The sequence below is a fragment of the Sorangium sp. So ce1014 genome (genome assembly GCF_051521505.1).
Taxonomy (GTDB): domain Bacteria; phylum Myxococcota_A; class Polyangia; order Polyangiales; family Polyangiaceae; genus Sorangium.
This window is the reverse complement of the sequence record NZ_CP150356.1, coordinates 8108189-8133257: the sequence shown is the minus strand read 5'-3', so window position 1 is coordinate 8133257 and position 25069 is coordinate 8108189. Positions and strand designations below refer to the sequence as shown.

Below are 25069 nucleotides of genomic sequence, written 5' to 3'. Positions count from 1 at the left end.
TCTGCGAGCATGAATAGCGCTCCGTTCCGTGTTGATAAAGACCGGAAGATCCGACACACTGTTTCGCCAGGCGAAACAATGAGCGTCGATCTCGAGTCGCTGAAGGTCTTCGTGAAGGTGGCGGAGCTCGAGAGCTTCACGCGCGCCGGCGAGCACCTCGGGATGCCCAAGGCGCGCGTGTCGCTGCGGCTCAAGGCGCTCGAGGCGGAGCTCGGCAGCCGGCTCCTCCAGCGCTCGACGCGCGTCGTGCGCCTCACGCCGGACGGGGAGGCGCTCCTCCCGCGGGCGCGCCGCCTCGTGCTCGAGGCCGACGACATCGGCGGGATGTTCCAGTCGGCGAGGGCCCTGCGTGGGCGCGTGCGGATCGATCTGCCGGTGAACTTCGCGTGCAACGTCATCATCCCGCGCCTGCCCGAGCTGCTCGCGCGCCACCCCGAGCTCGAGATGGTCGTCAGCACGACCGACCGGCGCGTCGAGCCGCTCCGCGAGGGCTTCGATTGCGTCGTGCGCGTCGGCGCCCCGGGCGACGCGGAGCTCGTCGGCCGCAGGCTCGGCGTCCTGCGGATGATGAACTGCGCGAGCCCGGCGTACCTGCGCAAGCACGGCACGCCCCGCCGGCTCGAGGATCTCGACCGGCACCTCGTCGTGCATTACTCGTCCGCGCTCGGCGCCGAAGCGCCGTCGTTCGAGTACCCCGACGACGGCGGCTACCGCGAGCGGCCGATGCGCAGCGTGGTGACGGTCAACGGCGCCGACGCCTATCGCGCGGCGTGCGTGGCGGGCCTCGGCATCATCCAGGCGCCGCGGGTAGGGGTGCTCGAGAGCATCACCGCAGGTGTGCTCGTCGAGGTCCTGCCCGCCCTCACCTGCGCGCCCATGCCGGTCTCGCTCCTCCACACGCACGGCAGGGGCGTGCCGCGCCGCGTGCGCGCGGTGATGAGCTGGATCACCGAGGTGCTCTCTCCGCACCTCGACGCGCTCGACCGCTGAGCGCGCGGGCGTGTTCAATCGATCTGCGTGATCGTCGAGACTGGCAATCTACCCTCTGCCCATCTCCGCGCGCGCGTTGTTCGGTGTTTGTCTATTCTTGCGTGTGCCCACTGTCGTCGCAGGTGGGAGCGTCTCGGTGTGTCATGAGCCCGCTTGTGCGCTTCACGTGCAGGATAACCAAGCTCGCTTCATATGGCGAGTTGAAATTGCCAGATCGCTTTTGGTGTGCCCTGTCGCACAGATTGGCAATTGTCGATTGCCGTCGATGAAGTTGGTCCTGTAGGGTCATCACACTACGGCTTGCGGTTAAGACGTACGAAAGGGGAGCGAACGTCATGACATACCTTCCTACTTGTTCTTCCATTGGAGCACAGGGGCTTCGCCGCTTCGGCTGCGCGATTGCAGCGGTGTCTGCGCTCACGGCGCTGTCGGCTCCGGCGAGCGCGCTCCCGGCGTTTCCCGGTGCAGAGGGCTTTGGCGCCGTCGCGACCGGCGGGCGCGGCGGGCGCGTCATCAAGGTCACCAACCTGCGGGCGAGCGGGGCGGGGAGCCTCCAGGCGGCCCTCGACGCGAGCGGGCCGCGCATCATCGTCTTCGACGTGAGCGGCGTGATCGAAGGAGATGCCGTCATCCGCAATGGAAACGTCACCATCGCGGGCCAGACGGCGCCGGGCGCGGGCATCACCGTGCGCGGCCGCCTCCTCGCCAGGTACTCGAATGCGGTCAACAATGTCATCGTAAGATTCCTGCGAGTCCGCCCTGTGTTCGGCGGCTCGGCCGGAGAGCAGTTCGACGGCGCGCAGTTCTCGCTGAACTCGAAGCTGATCCTCGATCACGTCTCCATCGCCTGGGGCGTCGACGAGACCCTGGATCTCTATGAGGCAGATGACGTCACGGTGCAGTGGTCCACCATCGAGTCGTCGTCGATCACGGGCCATCCAGAGGGGGCGCACAATTACGGTCTCATCAACGGCCCTGATGGCCATCGGATCACGATTCATCACAACCTGTTCGCGCATCACAAGGCGAGGTGCCCAGCGGTCGCGAACGGCCCCGCCGATATCCGCAACAACGTGGCCTACAATGTCAGGCACGGGTTCGTGCATCACAACCGGGCGAGCGGCCAGTTCAACATCGTGGGGAACGCGTACATCAAGGGGCCGAGCGATCAGCTGATCCCCTTCTATTTCGACGGCAGCGCCGGCGCGGGGCTCAAGTACTTCCTCGCCGACAACTACATCGACGATCCTGGCAAGTTCACGGGGGTGGTGAACAACCCCTGGCAGAAGCCGTACCTCCATCCGAGCTTCAGCCGGCTCAACAAGCCCGAGTCGCACCGCGCGTCGTCGCAGTTCAACTTCTCGCGCGACGTCCCGGGGTACATCCCCGTGACGACGCACAGCGCGGCGGACGCCTCTCGGCTCGTCCTCGCGCAGGCGGGCGCGCTGCCGCACGACGTCGTGACGAGAGGCGTCCTTCAGAACATCGAGCGCCGCGACGGCGCGTGGGGCGCTCGCTACGCGAAGAACCTGATGGAAGGGCTCACCCCCGGGACGGCGCCCGCGGACGCCGACCGCGATGGCATGGCGGACGCGTGGGAGCGCGCGCACGGCCTCAGCCCGTCCAACGCGGACGATCACAGCAGGGTGATGTCGTCCGGCTACACAGCGGTCGAGGAGTACATCAACGAGCTCGCCGCCGCGCTGATCAGCGATGCAGAGAGCAGCCTGGCGATGCTCGAGGGCGACGAGCTCGACTAGCGACCTCGTCGCCCCGGCTCGTGATAGGCCTCGATAGGCCTCGTTCGCGGTGCCCGAGGAGGAGGTGCTCGACGGCTCGACAGCGCGTCGTGGCCCCGGTGCGTCCTGTCCGCGCCGCGCCGCGTCGCTGACCAGCTCGTTGCGCAGCCCGTCCTGCCTGCTAGGTTCCCCGCGGCGCTCCACAAGAGCGTCCCGGACGAGACGCGCCGTACCCGGTCAGGACAAGACGACGCAGCCACACCACGAGGAGATTCGTCTTGTCCTGGCTGCTGTTGCTGTTCGCAGGTCTGCTCGAAGTCTGCTGGGCTGTCGGGCTCAAGTACACACAGGGCTTCACGCGCCCGCTGCCCACCGTGCTCACGATCTCGGCGATCGTCGCGAGCCTCGTGCTCCTTGAGGCCGCCTCGCGGACCCTGCCCATCGGCACGGCCTACGCCGTCTGGGTCGGCATCGGGGCGTTCGGGGCGGCGATCGCCGGCATCTTCCTGTTCGGCGAGCCTGCCACGCCCGCGAGGCTCGGCTTCCTCGCGTTGCTCGTCGTGTCCATCCTCGGCCTCAAGCTGTCGAGCTCCTGAGCGATCGCCGCCCCCGGCGCGCACGACTGACCGCCTCGGGTCGACTAACCTTCCCTCCATGCACGGAACCCCCGAAGCCCGCGCCCTGCACGCGCAGTTCCCCGCCATCGATCTCCACGCCGACAGCCTCATGTGGGCGCGCTGGGTCGGCTACGATCTGCACGAGCGCCACGAGCCGCCGTTGCCGCTCGCTGCCCTGGCCGGGCACGTCGATGTCCCCCGCCTCGTCGAGGGCGGCGTCGGCGCGCAGTTCTTCGGCCTTGTCTCGGTGCCCATCGGGCAGCGGCGCGGGCTCGCCGCCGTCGTCGACGAGCAGATCGACCTCCTGGAGCAGGCCGTCCGCGCGCAGCCGGGCCGCCTCCTGAAGGCGCTCACCGCCGAGGACATCGAGGCGGCGAGCGCCCGCGGCGCCGTCGCGGCGCTGCTCGGGATCGAGGGGGCGCACGCCCTCGAGGGCGACCTCGACACGCTCGATCGCTTCGCGCGGCGCGGCGTGCGCTACCTCGGGCTCTGCCATTTCAGCGCCAACGACGTGTGCTATCCCGCCTACGGCCGCGGGCGCAGGGACGGTGAAGGCCTCACCCCGTTCGGCCGCGAGGTCGTGCGCCGCGCCGAGGATCTCGGCGTCATCGTCGACCTCGCGCACATCAACCGCGCTGGCTTCCTCGAGGCATGCGCGCTCGCGCGCCGGCCACCCATGGTCAGCCACACCGGCGTTGCCGGCGCGTTCGAGCACTGGCGCAACATCGATGACGAGCAGCTCCGCGCCCTCGCCGACCGCGGCGGGTGCGCCGGGATCATCTTTTGCCCGCTCTACCTCGGCGGCAACGGCCTCGCCCCCGTGGTCAAGCACCTCCTGCACATCATCAACGTTGCCGGCGAGGACACCCCCGCGCTCGGATCCGATTGGGACGGCTTCATCGTTCCCACACGTGAGCTGTGCGATGCCGCCCATCTTCCGCTCTTGACGGATGCGCTGCTCCAAGCTGGGTTGAGCGAGCGTGTCATCGGCAAGTTGCTGCGCGGTAACGTAATGCGCACCTTGAGCGATAATCCGCTTCCAACGAGGCTCCAGGCTGCGTAGTCTCTCTCGACAGGGCCGTCGGGGTGGGTGGTCCCTCCGGCGCTGCACGAACTCATCCTCACGCGGAGCGGATGCAGGCCATGACTCTCCATCGCCTCGCTGCACAGGGCTATGCCACTGCAGCGGATGCCTACGAGAAGGGGCGCCCCGACTACCCGCGCGGCGCGATCGAGCTCCTGCTCGACACCCTCCGCATCGACGCCGCGAGCACCGTGCTCGATCTCGGCGCGGGGACCGGCAAGCTCACGCGCCTCCTGGTGCCGACGGGCGCCCGGCTCCTCGCGCTCGAGCCGGTCGAGGGGATGCGCCGCAAGCTCGGCCAGATGGTCCCGTCGGCCATCCCGCTCGACGGCGTGGCCGAGGCGATCCCGCTGCCCGAGGCGTCGGTCGACGCCGCGGTCGCCGCGCAGTCGTTCCACTGGTTCCACGGCGATCTCGCGCTCACCGAGATCCACCGGGTGCTCCGGCCGAGGGGGCGCCTCTCCCTGCTCTTCAACCTGCGGGACGAGCGCGTCGACTGGGTCGCTCGCATCTCCCACATCCTCGACCGCTACGGCCGGGATGCCCCGGTCCACCGGTTCGGGGCCTGGCGCCAGCCGTTCTCCGACTCCCGCCTCTTCGCGTCGATCCGAGAGCACGAGCTCACCCACACGCAGGAGCTCGATCTCGACGGGCTCCTCGAGCGCGTCGCCTCGATCAGCTACATCTCCGTGCTTCCCCTGAAGGAGCGGTACGCGGTCCTGAACGAGGTCCGCGAGCTGGCCGGGAACCACCCGGACCTCGCGGGCAAGAGCGTGTACCTCTTTCCATACCGGACGCTGGTGGCCTTCTACGAGCGGCGCTGAGCGTCCCGCACGCCCGCTGCGGGAGGCGCCGTGCTAGAGCGGCGCCTCATGTCGGCGCATGAAGTCGTGATCGTCGGCGGCGGGCCGGCGGGCCTGAGCACGGCGATCTTCCTTGCCCACCATCGCCCGGCCCTCACCGACAGGATCGTGGTGCTCGAGAAGGAGCGCTACCCGCGGGACAAGTGCTGCGCGGGGGGGCTCGGCGAGCGAGCGGACAGGGCGCTCGCGGCGATCGGAGTGACGATCGACGTGCCCTCGGTCGTGGTGCACGGCGTCAGCGCGGCGTTTCAGACCGGCGAGATCGCGCTCCGCGAGGGGAACATCGGCCGCGTCGTCCGGCGCGTCGAGTTCGATCGCGCCCTCGCCCTCGCCGCGCGGGCGCGAGGCGTCCGGATCGTCGAGGGGGCGCGGGTCACCGGCGCCTCCCTGAGCCCCCACGGCGCCCGGATCGAGAGCTCGGCCGGGGCCTTCGACGGCCGCGTCGTCGTCGGCGCGGACGGGGTCGGCAGCGTCGTTCGCCGCGCGATCGGGCTGCCGTTCGGCAGGCTGCGCGCGCAGGCCGTCGAGGTCGACACCGAGCCCGTCGCGGGGGACCGGGCGCGCGACCTCCTGCACTTCGAGATGCGGGACCGCTCGTTCCCCGGCTACTTGTGGGATTTTCCCACGATCGTGGGCGGGCGCGAGCTCGTCTGCCGGGGAGCGTACGTGCTGCACGAGGGCGCCCTCGGCGCAGCGCGCCCCGCGCCCGACGCCGAGCGCGTCCTCCGGAGCCGGCTCGCGGCGCTCGGCCTCGACCCGGACCGCTACCGGCGGAAGCGCTTCGCCGAGCGCGGTCTCGACCGGAGGGCCGCGGTCGCGCGGCCTGCGGCCCTGCTCGTCGGCGAGGCCGCGGGCATCGATCCGATGCTGGGAGAGGGGATCGCCCAGGCGATCGCGTACGGCGCCCTCGCGGGCGAGTACCTCGCCGAGAAGCTCGAGGCCCGCGATCTCGGGTTCCACGACTGGGCCCGGCGCGTCGAGCGCTCGCTGCTCGGCCTGGACATCCGGTTCCGGCGCCGGATGATGCGCGCCTTCTACGGCGCGCCGCGGGAGCGCGTCGAGCGCTATCTCCTCGGCGAGCCGTCGTTCCTGCGCTTCGGCATGCGCCACTTCGCCGGCAGACCCCAGGTGGCGTCCGACGCGCTCCGCGCCGCGGCGACGGGCGCGCTCGTCGTCGGCCGGCTCGGGATCGAGCGCTTCGTCGCGTCGCTCCCGCCGAGGGGCGTACATGGCGCTGGCGATGGCGATGGCGCTGGCGCGCACCCGTAGCGACCCGCGCCGCGCCCGTGCGCGCCGGCCCCCCCCGACAGCGCCATGCTAGCATCGCCGGCCATGATCGCGCCGATTCAGCCGGCGGCCGGGATGCTCTTCGGAGAGTTCCGGATCGTTCGACCCCTCAGCGCCGGGGGCATGGGCGCCGTGTACATCGCCGAGCAGGCGAGCACCGGCAAGCTGCGCGCCCTCAAGCTCATGCACCCCCAGCTCTGCGCCGACACCCGGCTGCGCGAGCGCTTCGAGCAGGAGGCGCGGGTCGGCGCGCTCGTCGAGAGCGATCACATCGTGCAGGTGATCGGCGCCGGCATCGACCCGGCGAACGGCGTGCCGTGGCTCGCGATGGAGCTGCTCGAAGGGGAGGACCTCGCGCAGCGCATGAAGCGCTGCGGGCTGCTCCCGCCCCAGGAGGTGCACGAGATCTTCCGGCAGCTCTGCCACGCGCTGGGCGCCGCCCACCGGGCGGGCGTGGTCCATCGGGACATGAAGCCGCAGAACGTCTTCCTCGCGAGGACGCACAGCGCGACGGCGCCGTGGTCGGTCAAGGTCCTCGACTTCGGCATCGCGAAGATCGCCGCGGAGGCGAGCACGATGGCGACCGCGTCGCTCGGCACGCCGCTCTGGATGGCGCCCGAGCAGACGGACACGCGCGGGCAGATCGCGCCGGCGACCGACGTGTGGGCGCTCGGGCTCATCGCCTTCGCGATGCTCACCGGCCGCACGTACTGGCGCGCCGCGAACGACCCGATGGGCACCGCGATGCCGGTGCTGCTCCGCGAGATCCTCTTCGAGCCGATCGACCCGGCCTCGACGCGCGCGACGGCGCTCGGGAGCGCCGGCAGCCTCGTGCACCCGTTCGACGCCTGGTTCGCGCGCTGCCTCGCGCGCGAGCCGTCGGAGCGCTTCCAGACGGCGCAGGAGGCGTTCGACGCGCTCGGGCCGGCGCTCTTCGCCGACCCGCGCAGCGCGCGCCCCGCCGGCGCCGTGATCTCGGCGGCGCCGCCCGGCATCGGGGCGGCGGCGGTCACCTCCGCGGGGACGGCCTCGCGCCTCTCGATGACCGGCCCGACCGAGGTGGCCGCCGACGCGCAGCGCCCGCCGTCAGCGGCCCCCGGCGCGCGCTGGGGTGCGCCGCCTTCCTCGCAGCCGGCGGATGGGTCGCGGCAGGGCGCGTCCTTTGCGCCGGCGAGCGCGCCGGCCCTGGCCAGCAGCGCGCCGGCGGAAGCCCTCCGGCGGCCGGCCCGGTGGAGGCCCATGCTGCTCCTCGCGGGCGGCCTGCTCGGCGGCGCCGCGGCGGCGGCGGCGCTTGCGTTCGCCACCGCCCGCACGCCGCGCGATGTCGAGCTGGTGCAGCGCCTGCCCGCGCCGGCGCGCCCCACGGTGGTCAGCGCGGGCCGCGGCGACGGGGCGCGCCCGCCGGCCGCCGGCGCGGACGGCGCGGACGCCCAGCAGCCGGCGCCCGGCCCTCGCCACGGGCTGGTGCCCCTGCCGAAGGCCCCGCGCCCCTCGCGCGAAGGCGGCGCGCCCGCGCCCTCGACCACGGCGCAGCCGAGCGCGGCGAGGCCGTTCGATCACGCGGCGGCCCACGCCGCGCTGCAACGCAAGGGGTCGACCGCGCCGGTCCACTGCAAGGGCAGGGAGGGGCCGAAGGCGGTGACGGCGCGCGTGTTCTTCAACCCCGCGGGCGCGGTGCAGCGCATCGGGATCGATCCGAGGGTCGCGATGACCCCGGCCGGGAGCTGCGTGCACATGGTGCTCGGCTCCACGCGGGTGCCGCCGTTCGACGGGAACGAGCTCCAGGAGGTCTCGACGACCGTCGCGATCGAGTGAGCTCCGCGGGCGGAGCTAGCGGCCGGCCGGTCTGGTCAAGGGTCTTCGGAGACGCACTCGCCCTCGCCGCGGAAGTGCCCGAGCGTGCGCGAGAGCGCCGCGACGAACGCACCGAGATCATTGATATTTCCGGCGCTGCCCGTGCCGTAGCCGCCCTCCTCGATCGCGACGAGGCGCACCGCGGCGAGCTCCTCCAGGGTGACGGCGCCGTCGCCGTCGGCGTCCGCGGCGGCGATCGGCGCGAAGCGGCGCGCCGCGGTCGCGGACTGGAGGTCGTCGTAGAAGAAGTGGTCGCCGTGGATCGTGAGCTCCACGGTGTCGGTGCCGCCGTTCGTGACGAGGACGCCCTCGGTCTCCTTGCCGGCCTTCTCGCCCTGGCAGTCGGCGTAGCGCGTCGCGAGCGAGAAGGTCCAGTCGAGGCGCTTCTCGTCGCCGCCGTCCCCCTTCCGCGCGATCGCCTCGATGTGCACCGACGCGCCCGCTGCCAGCATCAGCGCCTTGTCCTCTCCGGTCGCCCCGTCGAGCGCGGTGTCCGCGTCCGCCGGGCTGATCTCGTAGGAGACGCGCTCCCAGGGCTTCGCCTCGAGGCCCTCGAACGCCACCACCGGCTTCACGCCGGGCTTCGTGTGGTCGACAAGGATCGAGCCCTCCATCCGGGCCCCGACGTTCCCCTCGCGATCGGCGACGGTCACGTTCCGGAGGACGAGCAGGAACTTCTCGTACCGGATGCTCCAGCCGTCCTCGAGATCCGCGGCCGGGATCTCCTGCTCGATGTACTCTTCTCCCCACGTCGAGAACGCCACGCTTCCGGCGCCCGACGCGCCGTCGTCGCCGCAGCCGGCGAGCGCCGTCGCGGCGAGCGACAGCGCCGCCGCGCACAGTCCTTCGATGATCCTCATCGCTCCTTCTCCTCCTCCTGCGGGGCGCCGGGCGCGAACGAGAGCGCGTAGGCCGTCCCCTTCTTGAGGCCCCGCACGAAGCCGCGCCGGGCCTGGCTCTCCGGCTCGAGATCGGCCGGCGCGCCGTCGTCGCTCCCGGCCACGTCCTCGAAATCGACCTGGTCGAGCCAGACCGCCGGCTTGACCACGAGCGTGACGACGCCGGGCCCGTCGAGGTAGACCTCCTCGAAGACGCACCCTTCCACCGCCGGCTCGCCGGTCGCGTCGCTGACGACGTCCGCGAGCAGGGCGCGCGCGCGGAACACGCGCGCGACGTCGCCCTTCTCGGCGCGGCCCTCGAGGGCGACGACGTGCCCGTCGAGCTCCGCGGCGAACGGGCCCGCGGGCGGCGCGCCGAACGTGAAGCGCGCCGATCGCACGACGCCGCTCACCGCGTCGGCGTCCGCGAGCGCGGTCGCCCCTTCCAGCAGGTCGACCGAGGTGGGCTGCGTCATCTGGCCCCGCGCCTCGCCGGCTTGATAATGGCCCGGGTGGGCGTGCGCCTCCGGAACGGCCCACCGGGCGAGCCGGTCGAGCAGCGAGGGCGCGCCGCCGCCGCCCGGCGCCCCGCGCCGCGCCGTGAACGGGGCGCCCTCGAAATAGTAGAGCGGCCCGACCGACAGGTGCGCCTTCGACAGGGTGATCGTCCAGCCGAGCGCGTTCGTGAACGGCTCGGCCGGCGCCGTGTCGGCGGCGATCTCGGTCGCGAGCGTGAGGCGCTTGCCGGCGGTCGAGTCACCGTCCGCGGCGCCGCACCCGGCGGCGAGCGCGCCCGCGGCGAGGAGCCCCGCCGCGGCGAGCGCGGCGCGCCGGCGGGGCCTTTCGTGTGCTGTGGTGGACGTCATCGAGGACCTCATCCGAGAAAGAGAGAGAGCGAGACGAGGAAGCTGCGCGGGGCGCCGACCGTCACGTGCCGCGCGGGCAGGAGGTCGGGCGCCGCGCCCCGGGTGAAGCTCGACGGGTAGACGAACTCGCCGTCGAACCAGGCCGCGTCGAGGAGGTTGTAGACGTCGAGCCCGAGCTCGACGCGGTGGTAGCGGAGGTGCGCCGTCACGTCGGTGAGGAGCGCGTCGCGGCCGAGCTCTCCGTACGGCAGCGGGCGGCCGTGGAGCAGCGTCACGCCGGCGCCCGCGCGGGCCTCGAGGCGCCGGCCGAACAGCGCGCCGAGGCGCGGCGTCACCGCCAGATCGGCGCGCGCGACGACCTGCGGCACGAACGGGAGGAGATCGCCCGCCGCGTAGCGCCCGCCCGCGGCGGTGAAGGCGGCCCGCGTGTACGTCAGGCCGACGCTCGACACGAGCCACGGCGCGGGGCGCGCGACGGCGTCGAGGGCCACCCCGGTGCGGGCCGTGGCGGGGACGGGCTCGTTGCGGCCGATCGCCTCGTCGAAGACGAGATCCTCGCTGAGGCGCGCGTGGAACAGCGCCGCCGACGCCCTCACGAGCTCGTCCGCGTAGCGGAGCCCGGCCTCGGCGGAGAGCGCGCGCGTGAAGGGGGTCCGCTCGCCCTCGCCGAGGCTGCGCGCCTGGGGCGAGCGGAACCCCTGGCCCACGCTGGCGAGCGCGTGCAGCCCGGGGAGCAGCGTCACGTCGATCGTGCCCTTGCCGCCCACGTGGACGCCCTGCGCGCTGCGCGCCTGCGCGCCCTCGCCGGCGTGGTCGACGACCTGGTAGGCGAGCCCGTCGGCGCGGAGCCCGCCGCGCACCGTGACCCGCCGCGCCGGCCGGATCGACGCGTCGAGGTAGCCGGCGAGGTCGGTCGCGCGCACCTTCGCGTCGACGAGCGTCGCGGTCGGCCGGCCGTCGACGGCCGCGAGGCGCCGCTGCGACTGCTCGATCCAGTCGGTGCGCGCGACGATGCCCGCCTCGAACGTGTCGCGATCCGACAGCACCGGGAACCTGAGCCGGTACGAGGCGGTCGCGCCCGCCGTGATCGCCTCGTTGAGCTGCTGGGTGGCGTCGCCGGAGGTCGGATCCGTGAGGTAGCCGGTGAAGTTCGAGCGCAGGCGGAGCGCGCGCAGCACGACGAACGGCGCGAGCGAGAGGCCCTCGCCGCGGGCGGTGTCGCCGCCGGACGAGCGCAGGTCGACGACGAGCTGCGCGCGCGACGAGTCGCCGCCCTGATCCGGGTCGTACGAGGCGAAGCGGTCGACCTTGCCCGCCTCGAGGTCGTCGAGGCGCAGGACGCCGGCGGAGCCGAAGCGCGAGGCGAACGCCGACACCATCACGCGCGCGCGGACCCCCGCGAGGGGCTCGTAGACGCCCTGCGCGATGGCCGAGGTCCGGCTGGCGGCGCGGGCGGGGCCGAAGCCGTCGGTCGTGTACGCCTCGAAGGCGGCGAACGTTGTCTCGTCGGCGTGCTCCGGGTGGTAGGCGAGGAAGAGCCGTCGCGCGCCGAACGAGCCGGCGGAGGCGGTGGCGGTGATCCCCGGCTCGTCGTAGCCGAGCTCGAGGCGCACGGTGCCGGCGACGGCGAAGTCCCCCTGGCGCGGGTCGTACGACCCGGGTTGCGCGCGGAGCTCGCGGATCACCTCGGGCATCACGAAGTGCAGATCGGCGTAGCCCTGCCCGTGGACGTTGGACACCTCGTTGACCGGCGCGCCCGCGATCCAGATCTCGAGGTCCTGCCCGTGGACCGCGTCGAAGCCGCGGAAGAAGATCTGGTGCGCCTTGCCCTCGCCGCTGTGCTGGGCGGCGAACACGCCCGGCACGAGCTGCAGCACGTCGCTCGCGGTGCGGTGGGGCGCGGCCCGCACCTCGGCCCGCTCCCGCACCGTCTCCGAGGCGCTGCGCGGCGGCGGCGCGCCCTGCACCACGACCGCGACCGGCGCGGCGTCACCGGCGCGCGCCGGGACGGCGGCCGTGGTGATGACGGCGGCCGTGGTGATGATAAGGAGCGGCGCGAGCGCCGTGCGCAGGGAGAGGGTCACACCGGGACCGCTCCGTAGCACGTTTTTATGAATTCGTGCTACGCAGCTGGATGCGCTCGCTCGCCTGGGACCCCACCGGCGCGCCTGCTAGAGGTTTCAGGCGGCGGGCGCGGGGTGTCCGCGGCGTTCCTTGTCGCTGGCCGCCGGGCGCCGCTCCTGGACGAGCGGGGGTTACTTTTCAGCGCCCGCTCGATTCGTGCGCTGGAGCGGATCGCGACAGCGATCGCGACAAGATGACGCATTCAGGTTGGTGACGACGCGGCCTATCGTGGCGCGCGTTGTTCCTTGGTTCCTCAGGAGGACTCTCATGAAACGCGGTCTTCGTGCATCACGGCTCTTGTTCCCGCTGGTCGGGGCGGCGCTCTCGCTCACGGCGTGCGGCAGCGATGGTGGGGTGAACCCTGTCGATGGCACCTCATCGACCTCGACGGGCGCCGCCGGCGGCGGGGCCGGCGGGGACGGCGGGTCGGGCGGCGAGGGGGGGAGCGGCGAGGCCGGCGGCGGCGGGGCCGGCGGCGGCGACGCGGCGGTCGCTGTCGAGCTGCAGTTCGAGGGCCGCGTCGGCGACGAGGTGTTCTCCTGCAGCGACACCTACGCTGTCGGCACCGCGGCGACGGACGTGAAGCTCAACGACTTCCGCCTGTACATTCACGATGTACGCCTGCACCGCGCGGACGGCGAGGAGGTGCCGCTCTCGCTCGAACAGGACGGGCTGTGGCAGCACGAGGACGTCGTGCTCCTCGATTTCGAGGACAGGTCGGGCAGCTGCGCCAACGGCACGCGGGAGATGAACGGGCTCGTGCGCGGGACGGTTCCGGCCGGGGAGTACGATGGCCTGTCGTTCAAGCTCGGCGTTCCGTTCGAGCTCAACCACGGCGACGCCTCGGTCGCGCCGTCGCCGCTCAATCTGTCGGGGCTGTTCTGGAGCTGGAACGCCGGGTACAAGTTCCTGCGCCTCGACAGCGTCTCCGAGGTGGGCGCGAGCCCCTTCCTCGTCCATCTCGGGAGCACCGGCTGCGTCGCCGGCGACGGCGGTGAGATGACCGCGTGCGACCGCCCCAACGTGGCCGAGATTGCCTTCCAGGGCATCGACCCGCTCACGACGAAGGTGCTCGTCGACTATGCGGCGCTCGTGACGGACAGCGACGTGTCCGGGAGCCCCGACGACACGCCGGGTTGCATGTCCGATCCGACGGATCCCGAGTGTCCGCCCCTGTTCGTCCATCTCGGCGTCGACATCGCCGACGGCTCGCCGCGCCCCGAGCAGCAGTCGTTCTTCAGGATAGACTAGGAGCCATGACCATGTTCGCTCTGGTGACCGCCCTCCGCCGCTCCGCGCTCTCCTCTGTCCTGGCCGCGCTGGCGGCCCTCGCCTGTGCCTGCGGCGACGACGTCGTCTCGCCGGGCGCGGGCGGGCCTTCGGGGGAGGGCGCCGGCGGCCAGGGCGGGGGCGATGGTGGAAGCGGCGGGGGAGGCGACGCGGGCGCGTACGTCTGGGGGCTGCCGCCGGGCTTCCCGGTGCCGAAGGTCCCCCAGGACAACCCGATGTCGTCGGCCAAGGTCGAGCTCGGCAGGCGGCTGTTCTACGACAGGCGCCTGTCCGGCAACGGCACGTACTCCTGCGGCTCGTGCCATGTCCAGGAGCTCGCGTTCACCGACGGCCTCGCGAGCGCCGAGGGCTCGACCGGCCAGCTGCACTCGCGCGGCTCGATGGCCCTGGTCAACGTCGCTTACCTCACGACGCTGACCTGGGGGAATCCGCTCCTCGACACGCTCGAGGAGCAGGCGCTCCTTCCCATGTTCGGCGAGACCCCTGTCGAGCTCGGGCTCGCGGGCATGGAAGAAGAGCTGTTCGAGCGGCTCCGGGACGAGCCGCTGTACCAGGAGCTCTTCCCCGCGGCCTTCCCCGGCGACGAGGCCCCCATCGACCTCGCCAACATCACGAAGGCGATCGCGGCGTTCGAGCGGTCGCTGCTCTCGTACCGCTCGCCCTACGACCGGTACCGCTACGACGGCGACCCTTCGGGGATGCCGGACGCGGCGCTGCGCGGCATGGATCTCTTCTTCTCCGAGAAGCTCGAGTGCTTCCACTGCCACGGCGGCTTCAACCTGTCGGACTCGGTGCAGCACGACGGGACCACCTTCACGGAGGTGATGTTCCACAACACGGGTCTCTACAACATCGGCGGGAGCGGGGATTACCCCGAGGGCAACGCCGGGGTCTACGAGATCTCCGGCAACGAGGCGGACATGGGCCGGTTCCGCGCGCCCACGCTGCGCAACATCGCCCTCACGGCGCCGTACATGCACGACGGCAGCGTCGCGACGCTCGAGGAGGTGCTTGACCATTACGCCGCGGGAGGGCGTACGATCGAGGACGGCCCCAGCGCCGGTGTGGGGAGCGAGAACAGGTATAAGAGCGAGCTCATCACCGGGTTCGATCTCACAGCAGAGGAGAAAGCAGACGTGATCGCCTTCTTGCAGAGCCTGACCGACGATGAGTTTCTGAAGGACCCGCGCTACGCGGATCCGTGGGCGGAGGCGCCGTGAGCCGGGCCCCCATCCTCCAGAGGGCGCTCCTCGTCCCCGCGCTGGCGGCGCTCGTGTCGGCCGGGATGTACGCCGGGGCGTGCGGCCACGACCACGACCACGGGGACACGTCGAGCGGGACGTCGTCCGGGCCGGACGTGGACGACGTCATCTACGAGGGCGGCGCGACCGACGAGGCGCTGCTCGCGCTGCTCGCGGCGGCGCCGAAGGACGAGCCGTCGCAGGGGACGGTGTTCGATGCGCCCGCGGAGGGCGCGACGCTCGCCGGCGACGCCGCGCCGGAGCTGACCTTCCGTGTCGCGGGCGCGGCGCAGTGGAGGGCCCCTGGGGCCGCGCCGGCGCTGCGGTTCGCGGGCGCCGCGCCGGGGGCGGGGGATTCCGGCGCGGCGGGGGCGTCGCTCTGGGCGGAGGTCGGCGCGCTCCTCGGGCCGGTGCGCGCGGCGCGGGCGCACGGGACGCCCATCAACGGGCGCGCCTACTTCCTTGTCTTCTCGACTGCAGAGCGCGAGGGGCTGCTCCGGGTGTTCACGACGAAGCTGAGCTACACGCCGGACGCGGCGGCCTGGGAAAAGCTCCGCGCTGCCGGCGCGCCGATCACCGCCAGCGTGATCAACGCGGTGTTCGAGAACAACCGCATCGTGCAGGGCGGCGGACCGTTCCCCGGCGAGCCGGTCTCCTTCTCCGTGGCGCCCTGAGGGCCTCCGTGGCGCCCAGAGGGCCCTCCTGAGCCCTCTGGCGCCCCGAGCCCTTCTCCGGCCCCGAAGGCCCTCCATGGCGCCCCGAAGGCCCTCCGTGGCGCCAGCGTCCCACGGCGGCGGTCCGGCGCGCGATCCTCGCGACCATGGCTGTCACCGCGTCCGTCCCCGCGCGCACGCCTCTTCCCGCGCTCCGGGAGCCCCCGTGCGCTGTGCGCCGCCCCGGAGCGGCCGAGCGGCTTCTCGGCCCGCGCCGTGGCCAGCCCCGACGGCCTCCCGAGGGCTACCAGCAGCCGCGGCGCTGACCCATGTAGCGCGTCGGGGGGATCTTCATCATGACCATGAGGACGAGCGGGCGGACGGAGCTCGAAGCAAGCGCCGGGCATGCGGAATCCGCGATCACCAACAGCCTGGAGCAGGTGCGTGACATCCTGTGCGGCGCCCAGCTCCGCGAGCTCGCTCGCCGGCTCTCGCACACCGACGCTCAGGTCGCCGCCCAGGCGGAGGAGCTCCGGATCGAGGCGCGACGGCGCCTGGACGTGCTGGAGGCGCACGTGCGCAGGGAGATCGAGGCGCTCAGCGCGTCGATCGAGGCCCACCGCGCGGCCGGCGTCGGCGCGCTCGGCAACATCGCGCGCGATTCGCGCGAGGGGCTCGAGCTGCTCGAGCAGCGGGTCCAGCGGCTGGAAGATCTCGTGGCGCGCACGCAGCGCGAGCTCCGGCAACAGCTGCTCGAACAGTCCAACTCGTTCCTCGACGAGACGCGGCGTACGCGGAGCGAGCTGAGCAACCTGCTCGAGCGCGAGCTCGCCGCCATGTGGACCGACAGCGCCGACGCGGGCGCGCCGGACACGCCGACGCGCGAGGGGGCCGCGGAGTCCGAGCGGTACCAGAAGACGGAGCGCCGCTCGGACGAGGCCGCGTGAGGCGACGGCGCCGCTCCGGCGAGCGGGCGCGGAGGTTCGGAGACGAACGATGGGACAGCCGAGAGCGCGTCGCGGGGCACCCTCGCCGGTGAGGACGCTCGAAGAGCTCCGCCCCCTGCTCGTGGGCCCCGAGCAGCGCCGCATCCGGCGGATCGAGGAGCGGCTGGACCAGTCCATGGCCGAGATGGTCGCGGGGGCGCTGCCCGAGGCCGTGATCGAGAGCCGCAAGAAGGGCGAGGCGCTCTCGTGGGCGCTGGAGCCGCTCATCACCGCCGCGATCCACGAGCGCGTGCGCCGGGACCCGGGGTCGTTCGCGGACGCGATCTCCCCCGCCATGGGGCCGGCCATCCGCAGGGCCGTGGCCTGCGCTCTCCGCGCGATGATCCAGCGCCTCAACGAGGCGCTCGCCCTCGGCCTGTCCTGGGAGAGCCTGCGCTGGCGCCTCGAGGCGCGCCGCACGGGGCGGTCTTTCGCCGAGGTGGTGCTGCTCCGCTCGATGGTCTACCGGACCGAGCAGCTCTTTCTTGTCCACCGCGGGACGGGGATCGTCCTCGAGCACGTGACCGCCGAGGACATCCCCTACAGGGATCCCGATCAGGTCTCGGCGATGCTCACCGCCATCGACGCGTTCGCCCACGACGCGTTCCGGACCGATGCGCGGCTGGAGCGCTTTCGCGTGGGAGATCTCACGGGGTGGGTGGAGCATGGCCCGTCGGCCCTCCTCGTGGCCATCGTGCGCGGCGTGGCGCCGCCGGCGTACGGGACCGTCCTGTGCGAGACGCTGGAGCGCGTTCACCTCGCGTACGGGGGCGAGCTCGCCGGCTTCCGCGGCGATCGGACGCCGTTCTCCGGCGCCCGCGAGCTGCTCTCGCGCTGCCTGCAACAGCAACGCAGGTCGGCCCCGGGCCGAGGTCGGGCCGCGCTCGCGGCGGCCGCCGTGCTGGCAGCGCTCGCCGCGACCGCCCTCGTCTTCTGGATGCGCGCCTCGCGGGAGGACGAGCGCCGCTTCGCCGGCTGCGTCGAGGCGCTGCGGCGCGAGCCCGGCCTGCTTGTGACCGCGGCGGAGCGGCGCGACGGCCAGGTCGTGCTCACGGGGGTGCGCGATCCGCTCGCCGCCGATCCGAGGGCGGTCATCGAGCGCGGCGTCCCCGCGCCCCCGGCGGTCACGCTGCGCTTCGAGCCCTTCTATTCTCTCCACCCGCAGATCGTCGAGCGCCGGGCGGCGCGCGCGCTGGAGCCGCCGCCGGGGGTCTCTCTTTCGCTGCGCGACGGCGTCCTCGTGGCCAGCGGGGTCGCGCCCGAGCGCTGGATCGAGCGCGCGCGCTGGTCGGCGGCGGTGCTCCCGGGCGTCTCGGGGTTCGACGGCGAGCGCCTGCAGGCCCAGGAGTCGATCGACCGGGCGCGCGCCGCGGCGAGCTCCCTCGAGGGGGTGGAGCTCCTCTTCCGCCGCGGCGCTGCGCGGCTCTCCTCCGAGCAGCGCGCGCGCGTCGACGAGGCCGCGGCCGCGGCCGATCGACTGCTCGCGCTCGCGCGCGAGGCCGGCATGACCGCCGAGATCCGCGTGATCGGCTACGCGGATCCGGTCGGATCGGAGGCGTCGAATCGCGCGCTCAGCCTGGCCCGCGCGGAGCACGTCGCGGCCGAGCTCGGCGCGCGCGGGGTCCCGGCCGACCGGCTGCGCGCGAGCGGCGCGGGCCTGCGGCGCGAGCTCCTGTCCCCGTCCTGCCCCGGGGGAGCGGCGCGGACAGGGTGTATCGCCGGCGCGGACGAGCGGCGCGCGCGCAGCGTGATCTTCCTTGTGGACCTGCGCGCGGCGAGCAAGGAGTGAGTCATGGCGGAGAAACGCAAGGTCTGCGTGCTGGGCGCCACGGGGGTCGGCAAGACGAGCCTCGTCGCCCGCTTCGCGCGCAGCATCTTCTCCGAGTCTTACCTGACGACCATCGGCGTGACGATCGAGACGCGGCGCGTGAGGTGCGATGATCGCGAGCTCGACCTCCTCCTCTGGGACCTGAGCGGAGAGGACGAGTTCCAGGACGTCCAGATATCGTACGTGCGCGGCGCCGCGGGCTTGCTCCTCGTCATCGACGGCACGCGGCGCTTCACGGTGGAGACGGGGCTCCGCCTCCACGCCGCCGCGCGGGCGACGGCCGGGGAGCTCCCGTCCGTCGTCGCCCTGAACAAGGCCGATCTCACGGCAGCGTGGGAGATCGACGAGGCCGCCGAGGCCAGGCTGAGGAGGGCGGGCCTCCTTGTCACGAGGACGAGCGCCAAGACCGGCGCCGGGGTCGAGGGCGCGTTCAGCGCGCTCGCGCGCGCCATGCTGGGGAGCGATGCTCCCTTGTGGCGGGGTTGATGGACGTGGACACCTGGCTCCTCTCGGCGCTGGACAAGCTCGTGCTCGAGCGCCTGCGCGACGGCACCTTCGTCGTCCGCGGCGAGCCGCCGCCGTGGTTCCTCCGGCTCGGGATCGCGCCGCCGTGGCGCGATACGCCGCTCCGGATCGATCGCGCGCTGCCGTTCCTGGAGGTGTTCCTCCCCGAGGCGGAGCGGGCCTGGTCCACGGACGCATCGCGGAGCGCGCGACCCGGCGGCTGCACGCAGGGGAGCGTGCGATCCGACGGCTGGACGCAGATGACCGAGGACGACGAGGCGCTGCACCTCGAGGCGACGGCGCTCTGCGTGGGCTCCTCGCGGCTGCTCGTGATCACCCGGAACGACGCGCTGTTTCACGAGCGCCGCCGCGTCCTCCAGCGGGCGCGCGAGCTGCGCCTCGTGCACGAGGCGCTGTCGCGCGAGGTCGAGCGGAAGGACGTCCTCGTCCACTGCATCGTCCACGACCTCTCCGGCCCGCTGAACAGCCTCCTCGGCGCCCTGTCCCTGCTGCAGGAGCAGCCGCTCCCCGAGAAGAGCGGCGCGCTCGCCGCGGTCGCGCTGAAGGCCGCCCTGCGCCAGCGCGAGCTCATCCGGGAGATCCTCGACACCTTCGCCGCCGAGGGGGCCGCGCTCGATGCCTCCGGCGGCGAGCTCGCCGAGGTGGCGGACCTGCGCGGCACCATCGCGCAGGTCATCGAGGCGCTCCTGCCCATGGCGTGCAGCCGGTGTGTTCGCCTGGAAGGGCCGCCGGAGAGCGGCGGGGGACAGCCGTGCTGCGTCCTCGGCGAGGGGCGCAGGCTCGCGCGCGTCGTCTCCAACCTCGTCGAGAACGCGCTCCGCTTCGCGCCTGCGCGCACGTCGGTGCGGGTCCTCGTGCACGAGGACGAGCCCGGGTGGGCTCGCGTGACGGTGGAGGACGAGGGCCCGGGCGTCTCGCCTGCCATCGCGCCGCGCCTGTTCCAGAAGTTCGCGTACGGCCGCGACCCGGGGGCGGGCAGCGGCCTCGGGCTCTACGGCGCCCGGATCGCGGTGGAGCGGTGGGGCGGGGCGATCGGCCACGAGGCGCGGCCGGAAGGCGGGGCGAGGTTCTGGGTCCGGCTGCGGCGCGTCGGCGCGGCGGGCGAGGCGGCGGGCGGCGAGGCCCAGCGCGAGACGCCAAGGGAGGGATGACATGGCCAAGCTCTTGCTGGTCGACGATGATTCGGGGACGCTCGCGTGGATGGCCGAGGCGCTCGGCGGCGCGGCGTACGACGTCCGGACCGTGAGCGGCGGGAGCGCGGCGCTGGAGCTCCTCCGGACCTGGACGCCGGACCTCATCCTCACCGATTTCCTGATGCCCGAGATGGATGGCTTCGCCTTCAACCGGCTCGTGCAATCGCGCGAGCGGGTGCCCGTGATGCTCGTCTCCGTCGTGAACAAGCCGGCGGAGGCGATCCTGCGAGGGGTCGCCGGCTACGTGCGGAAGCCCGTCACCGCCCCGGAGCTGCGCGCCGCCGTCGAGCGCGTGCTCGGCGCCGTCGAGGGGGTCGCCGTCCTCGTCGTGGACGACGACGCGGACATCCGCGAGTGCTACCGGTTCATCCTCGAGCCGCGCTTCACCGTGCTCGAGGCCGAGAACGGGCGCGACGCCCTCGCGCTGCTCTCGAGCGAGCCCGTGGCGCTGGCCATCGTGGACGTCCACATGCCCGTCATGAACGGGATGGAGCTCATCCGCGCGATGCGCGCCGACGCGAGGTTCTGCACGATCCCGGTCGTGGTGCAGACGAGCGATCGGGCCGCGGCGCGCGCGCCCGTCTGGACCGACCTGCACGTGGCGCAGACGATCCTGAAGGACGAGTTCATGGACTGGCTGATGACCCAGATCGACGCGCACCTCGCGCCGCCGCCGCCGCGCGAGGCCGAGCGCGCGTGGTCGACCGCGAGCCGGTAGGCGCCCGGTGGCCCGCGGCGGGCGCCGTCAGCCGGGCGTCCACTGCGGGTTGGCCGTGAACAGCCCGGACCCGATGCTGATGTCGTAGGCGAGGAACAGGCCGAAGCCCACGCTGAGCAGGCCCGCGGCCGCGCCGAGCGCGCGGTGCATCCCGCCGAAGCGGGCGTTCGTGTACGCGAATGGCACGGCCAGCATCCCGGTGATCAGCATCATCCCGGCGATCGTGCCTGCGCCGAACAGCGCGATGTACCCGAGCCCCCACCGCGGATCGTGCACCGTGGTCAGCACCAGGAGCGCGACCGCCGCGGAGCCCGCCACCCCGTGCACCACGCCGATGAGCAGCGGCCGGAAGCTCACGTAGAGGCGCGACCGGCCGAACACGCGATCCGCCCAGCCGACGCCGTGCCGGTGGCCGTCGTGATGCTCCGCCCCCTGCGCCTGCGGCTCGCCCCGCCGGACCGACCGGTAGAGCCGCAGGAGGTGGTACGTGCCGAGGCCGATCAGCATCAGCGCGACCGTGAGCTCCATGGCCAGGCCCACGTGCGGCGGCACAACGAGCCCGAACAGGAGGATGCCGCCCCCGATGACCATCAGCGTGAGGGTGTGCCCCAGACCCCACATCGCGCCGATCAGCAGCGCCACCCCGAGGCTCCGGACGCGGCTCACGATCGTCGCCACCGCGATCACGTGGTCCGCGTCGGTGGCGTGGCGCATACCGAGCGAGAAGCCGAGGAGCAGCAGCGGAAACGCCGAGGCGAACATGGCCCGTTGCGTAGCACGGACCACGCGCCCCGTGCTACGCCGGCGTGGGGCGGCTCCCTGCAGCGCCCGCGGCGCATCGCCCCCCCGCGCGCGCGGGGGCGATGCGCTCGGCCTCGTCTCGTCCGACCCGCGGAGCTCCCTGGACTCCCGGCAGATCCGGTGAAGAATGCCCTCTTGACTCGGCCCAAGAAAGTCGGTTTGTCGGGCTCGGCGCGGAGAGGCGTGACACCCGAACAGCGCAGCCTGACGAGGCGCGCTCATCCATCAGCAGTCGGTCAGCAGTCCATCCACAACCATCGTCCCACGCCGCGTCGCTTCCAGCGTGGTTCGAGGAATACAGATCTCTTGTACGAGCGCGCGGTCCCCAGGACCCCCGACGCCGTTTCCTCCCGGCGTGTCAGTTGGCGTGGTCTCGACTCAGCGCGTCGATGGCCTCTTGCATCCAGACCGCGTCCTCTTCGGCCTGCTTCAGCCCGTGCATCATCTGCTGGCGCAGCATCCCCGAGGTCTCGCGGATGCCCCGACGAAAGACCTCGGCAGCGCGTTCGTGGACGACCTTGAGCCACGGGGCAAGGACGCGTTTGTCAAGGGGTCCGGGAGCGTCCAGGACGGTAATACAGGCTTCGATGGCCTCGCGCATGGCACGGGATTCGAGCGCGTCGGCGAAGGCGGAGAATTGGAGCAGCGACTCTCGCAGCGCAGCGCGGCCGGTCGATGAGACTCTCTCTGTCATGGCCGCGCTCAGCCTACCACCTGGGCGACGCCTCCGCCCGTGCGCGCGCTGCGATTGCGCGCGTCAGCGCAGGTGGGATCGGCCCGCCGTCTCCAGCAGCATCGCGAGCACGAGCGGGTCGCCGAGGCCGTGCTCTGCGCCCATGTGCGAGCGGAGGCGCGCGAGGCGCGCAGCGTCCTCCAGGAACAGCGGCTCGTTCAGCCGGGCCGCGGCCTCGCGCAGGATGCCCTCGCGCTCGGCGAGGAGCGTGGCCGCGCCGCTCGGGTCGCCTCGCCCGACGCGGGCGGCGGCCTCGGCGAGCGACTCGCCCGCGGCGAAGCCCTGAAGAGTCCGCGTCATCGAGGCGTCGACGGACGCCGCGCTCGCCGCGTCGCTGTCCGCGTAGCGCACCTCGATCGGGATCTCCTCGATCACGTTCTTCCTGGAGAGTCGGTCCTTGTACTTGAGCTCGACGGTCGCCAGGGTACGCTTCCCGGTGCCGGGCTCGGCGCTCAGCTTGAGCAAGAGGGCGTGCCGGTCATCGCGGGCGAAGATGGGCAGGAAGAAGCGCATGCCGCCCTCGGCATCGTCGCGCCGGTCGACCGCGATCCTGTCCCGCGACAGCGCGGCGACGTCGGCGGCGATCTCCTGGGCGCGGACGCGGGAGGCCTCGGCGTCGTTCAGCCGGCGCGAGCCGTAGACGCGGAGCAGGTCGACGCCGCGCTTCAGGCGGACGCGCACCTCGACGGCGGTCGCCACCGGGTCGAGGCGCTTGTCGAGCTCGGTCGACAGCGCGGGCGCGATCTGCGCCGGGTCTCGCAGGTAGTAGTAGCCGCCGGCCCCGTCGCTCGCGATCGCGCTCATGAGCTGGCCGTCGTAGTCGTCGCCGAGCCCGAGCGCGCTCGTCTGGACGCCGCGCTGGAAGGCGCCCCGCGCGAGCCCCGCGAGCCGCTCGCCGTGGGTGACGCCGCTCGTCGCGCGGCCGTCGGAGACGAGGAGCACCACGCGCACGGCGTCCTCGGGGATGCCGGGCCGGCTCGCCTGCGCGTAGCCCAGCGTGAGCCCCGCGCCGATGTTCGTGCCGCCGCCCTCGCGGATCTCCTCGATGGCGCCGCGGATCGCCGCGCGGCGCGGGCCGACCGGGCCGTCCTCGATCGTCACCTCGGCGTCGCTCGAGAAGGTGGTGAGCGAGAAGTCGTCGGTGGGCGCGAGGCGGTCGACGAGCGCCTGCGCCGCGCGGCGGGCGCTCTCGATCGGCGCGCCGGCCATCGAGCCGCTCGTGTCGAGGACGAGGTGCACCGAGAGGTGCGGCCGCGCCGCCGCCGCCGCCGCCGCGGAGCGGAGCGCGAGGCGCAGGTGGAGGGCGCCGCCGCCCGGTCCGAGCGCGGCGCGCTCCAGGTCGGTCCGCAGGCCGAGCGCCTTGCCGGGCGCGAGCGGGACCTCCGGGGCGTAGCGGGCGCCGACGTCGCTGACGAGCTCGCGCTCCGCCTCGGGCACGACGCCGCGCGCGAGGGCGGCCTCGAAGGCGGCGAGGTGACCGCCCCCGGGCCGGTACGTGGTCGCGAAGCGGCCGTTCGGATCGAGCGGGACCTCGGCCTCCGGAGCGTAGGCGGCCGCGCCCCGCGGCGATCCTGGCGGCGCGGCGGCGCCGGCGCGCCCGTGACCGCTGCCGAACCCCTGGCCTGTCCCGGCGCCCGCGCCGTGCCCGATCGTCCCGATGGCGCCGAGCCCCAGCCCTCCGCCGCCTGAGTCCCCGAGGCCGCCGGCGCCGTCCCCGAGCCCGTCCAGGGGGAGGCCGGATCCGCCGGCGCCCGCGGGCGCGCTGGGGTGGCCCCACGCCGTCGCCGGCGCGCTCGGCTGGCCGCCGGCGCCGTGGTGGAGCAGGCCGATCATCCCGAACTCCGCGGCGTCGCGCAGCGCCTCCTGCGGCGTCCCGTGCGGCGCGGGGCGATCGCTCGGGCCTGCCACCCCCCACAGGTTCCCCATCGCCGTCCCGGGCGGGGGCGGGTTGCCCATCGAACCTTCCTCGCCCTTCGCCCTCGTTCCCGTGCCGCCCTCCTTCGCGTCCGCGCTCCGCTTGCCTTCCTCCTCGTGCGAAGCGTGCAGCTCGCGCTCGTCCGCGGACGCGAGGTACCGCTGCACGAGCGCGATCCGATCGGCGCTCATGCCGGAGGACGGGTCGACGAGGGGCGGGGCCCAGCGCGCGAGCGCGCCGAGGAGCCCGAGGTGCAGGGCCGCCGAGGCGGCGTGGAGGGCGAGGCTCTTCCGGTTCACGAGCGACCGGCGCGCGCGCTCGCCCGCGGCGACGTCGGCGCCGACCTGGATCCGGACGCCCGCGATCTCGACGTCCACGCGGGCGTGCGCGGGGAGGGGGACGCGCACCGCGCCCGGGATCTCCGCGTGCGCCGCGCCGGCGTGCCGCTCCCGCGCGGCGGCGGCGGACAGGGGCGCGCCGCCCAGGGTGAGCGTCCCCGTCGCGGCGCCGAGAAGGACGAAGCGGACGCGCCCGGCGCGATCGACCTCAAGGAGGGGCGCGCGGCGCGCGCCGAGCACGCGCTCGGGGAGGAAGCCGTCGCACGGGCGCTCGTCGTCGCGCCCTTCGCCGACGTCGAACGCGCGGGGCGGCGCGAGGTGCTGGACGAGGAGGACGGTCGTGCCCCAGGAGATGAGGATCTCCACGGAGCGCACCGCGGCCTCGGCGGCCTCGCCGGTGCTCGCCGCGTCGGGAGGCCCCGCGGCCGTGAGGTCTGGATCGGTGGCGGCGGTGGCGCCATCCCCGGCGTCCGTCGTGTTCGCGCTGGGCATAGATCTCCCCTGTGCGCCGCGCGGAGCGGCGCGCTCACGTCATCAGGAACCGCG

At 73.2% G+C, this 25069-nt stretch carries 21 protein-coding genes and 1 riboswitch; of the genes, 15 read left to right on the top strand and 6 right to left on the bottom strand.

Going from position 1 to position 25069, the window contains the following annotated elements; all coding sequences use genetic code 11:
- The first annotated feature begins 78 nt into the window (after positions 1-78).
- The 7 genes from WME75_RS30685 (at position 79) to WME75_RS30655 (ending at position 8395) form a co-directional block, all read left to right on the top strand.
- Complete coding sequence (locus WME75_RS30685) at positions 79-990, top strand: LysR family transcriptional regulator (RefSeq protein ID WP_437478570.1); 912 nt, start codon at positions 79-81, stop codon at positions 988-990.
- A 335-nt stretch (positions 991-1325) separates the two neighbouring features.
- Positions 1326-2750, top strand: coding sequence for a pectate lyase family protein (locus tag WME75_RS30680; protein WP_437478567.1), 1425 nt, complete (start codon positions 1326-1328; stop codon positions 2748-2750).
- A gap of 170 nt (positions 2751-2920) precedes the next feature.
- Positions 2921-2986: riboswitch (guanidine-III (ykkC-III) riboswitch) on the top strand.
- Positions 2987-3007: 21 nt separating this feature from the next.
- Positions 3008-3325 carry a quaternary ammonium compound efflux SMR transporter SugE gene (sugE, locus tag WME75_RS30675; RefSeq protein WP_437478565.1) on the top strand — a complete coding sequence of 106 codons (318 nt, stop codon included), beginning with the start codon at positions 3008-3010 and terminating at the stop codon, positions 3323-3325.
- A 58-nt stretch (positions 3326-3383) separates the two neighbouring features.
- Positions 3384-4409 carry a dipeptidase gene (locus WME75_RS30670; protein WP_437478562.1) on the top strand — a complete coding sequence of 342 codons (1026 nt, stop codon included), beginning with the start codon at positions 3384-3386 and terminating at the stop codon, positions 4407-4409.
- An 80-nt stretch (positions 4410-4489) separates the two neighbouring features.
- The gene (locus WME75_RS30665; RefSeq protein ID WP_437478559.1) at positions 4490-5254 is read left to right on the top strand and encodes a class I SAM-dependent methyltransferase; all 765 of its coding nucleotides are present in this window, start codon (positions 4490-4492) and stop codon (positions 5252-5254) included.
- A 48-nt stretch (positions 5255-5302) separates the two neighbouring features.
- The gene (locus WME75_RS30660) at positions 5303-6562 is read left to right on the top strand and encodes an NAD(P)/FAD-dependent oxidoreductase (protein WP_437478556.1); all 1260 of its coding nucleotides are present in this window, start codon (positions 5303-5305) and stop codon (positions 6560-6562) included.
- 63 nt (positions 6563-6625) lie between these two features.
- Positions 6626-8395 (top strand): serine/threonine protein kinase, encoded by a 1770-nt coding sequence (locus WME75_RS30655; RefSeq protein WP_437478553.1) that lies wholly within the window; start codon positions 6626-6628, stop codon positions 8393-8395.
- 35 nt (positions 8396-8430) lie between these two features.
- Here WME75_RS30655 and WME75_RS30650 read toward each other — a convergent pair whose 3' ends face one another.
- The 3 genes from WME75_RS30650 to WME75_RS30640 are packed head-to-tail and all read right to left on the bottom strand — an operon-like array spanning position 8431 to position 12262.
- Positions 8431-9294 (bottom strand): hypothetical protein, encoded by an 864-nt coding sequence (locus tag WME75_RS30650; protein ID WP_437478551.1) that lies wholly within the window; start codon positions 9292-9294, stop codon positions 8431-8433.
- A complete protein-coding gene (locus WME75_RS30645; RefSeq protein WP_437478548.1) occupies positions 9291-10178 on the bottom strand; it encodes a hypothetical protein in 888 nt (295 codons plus the stop codon). Before WME75_RS30645 ends, WME75_RS30650 begins: the two co-directional genes overlap by 4 nt.
- Before the next feature lie 8 nt (positions 10179-10186).
- Positions 10187-12262 (bottom strand): TonB-dependent receptor, encoded by a 2076-nt coding sequence (locus WME75_RS30640; RefSeq protein ID WP_437478545.1) that lies wholly within the window; start codon positions 12260-12262, stop codon positions 10187-10189.
- Positions 12263-12569: 307 nt separating this feature from the next.
- On the opposite strand from WME75_RS30640, the gene WME75_RS30635 reads away from it, so the two are divergent.
- From WME75_RS30635 to WME75_RS30600, 8 genes are all read left to right on the top strand, one after another.
- Positions 12570-13553, top strand: a complete 984-nt coding sequence (locus tag WME75_RS30635; protein WP_437478542.1) for an MbnP family copper-binding protein — start codon at positions 12570-12572, stop codon at positions 13551-13553.
- 5 nt (positions 13554-13558) lie between these two features.
- Positions 13559-14812, top strand: coding sequence for an MbnH family di-heme enzyme (locus WME75_RS30630; protein ID WP_437478539.1), 1254 nt, complete (start codon positions 13559-13561; stop codon positions 14810-14812).
- Complete coding sequence (locus tag WME75_RS30625; protein ID WP_437478536.1) at positions 14809-15507, top strand: hypothetical protein; 699 nt, start codon at positions 14809-14811, stop codon at positions 15505-15507. The genes WME75_RS30630 and WME75_RS30625 overlap by 4 nt, the downstream gene beginning before the upstream one ends.
- 335 nt (positions 15508-15842) lie before the next feature.
- The gene (locus WME75_RS30620) at positions 15843-16433 is read left to right on the top strand and encodes a hypothetical protein (protein WP_437478533.1); all 591 of its coding nucleotides are present in this window, start codon (positions 15843-15845) and stop codon (positions 16431-16433) included.
- An 88-nt stretch (positions 16434-16521) separates the two neighbouring features.
- Complete coding sequence (locus tag WME75_RS30615) at positions 16522-18261, top strand: OmpA family protein (protein ID WP_437478531.1); 1740 nt, start codon at positions 16522-16524, stop codon at positions 18259-18261.
- Between the two features lie 3 nt (positions 18262-18264).
- Positions 18265-18786: a Rab family GTPase gene (locus WME75_RS30610; protein ID WP_437478528.1), complete on the top strand. Its 522-nt coding sequence runs from the start codon at positions 18265-18267 to the stop codon at positions 18784-18786.
- A complete protein-coding gene (locus tag WME75_RS30605; protein WP_437478526.1) occupies positions 18786-19976 on the top strand; it encodes a sensor histidine kinase in 1191 nt (396 codons plus the stop codon). The genes WME75_RS30610 and WME75_RS30605 overlap by 1 nt, the downstream gene beginning before the upstream one ends.
- A 1-nt stretch (position 19977) precedes the next feature.
- Positions 19978-20736 carry a response regulator gene (locus tag WME75_RS30600; RefSeq protein ID WP_437478523.1) on the top strand — a complete coding sequence of 253 codons (759 nt, stop codon included), beginning with the start codon at positions 19978-19980 and terminating at the stop codon, positions 20734-20736.
- Positions 20737-20763: 27 nt separating this feature from the next.
- Here the strand turns inward: WME75_RS30600 and WME75_RS30595 are convergent, their stop codons facing one another.
- From WME75_RS30595 to WME75_RS30585, 3 genes are all read right to left on the bottom strand, one after another.
- Entirely contained in the window at positions 20764-21498 is a 735-nt protein-coding gene (locus WME75_RS30595) for a high-affinity nickel-transport family protein (RefSeq protein WP_437478520.1), read from the bottom strand.
- A 397-nt stretch (positions 21499-21895) separates the two neighbouring features.
- Positions 21896-22231 carry a hypothetical protein gene (locus WME75_RS30590; protein ID WP_437478518.1) on the bottom strand — a complete coding sequence of 112 codons (336 nt, stop codon included), beginning with the start codon at positions 22229-22231 and terminating at the stop codon, positions 21896-21898.
- Between the two features lie 63 nt (positions 22232-22294).
- Positions 22295-25015, bottom strand: coding sequence for a vWA domain-containing protein (locus tag WME75_RS30585; protein ID WP_437478515.1), 2721 nt, complete (start codon positions 25013-25015; stop codon positions 22295-22297).
- Between the last annotated feature and the right edge of the window lie 54 nt (positions 25016-25069).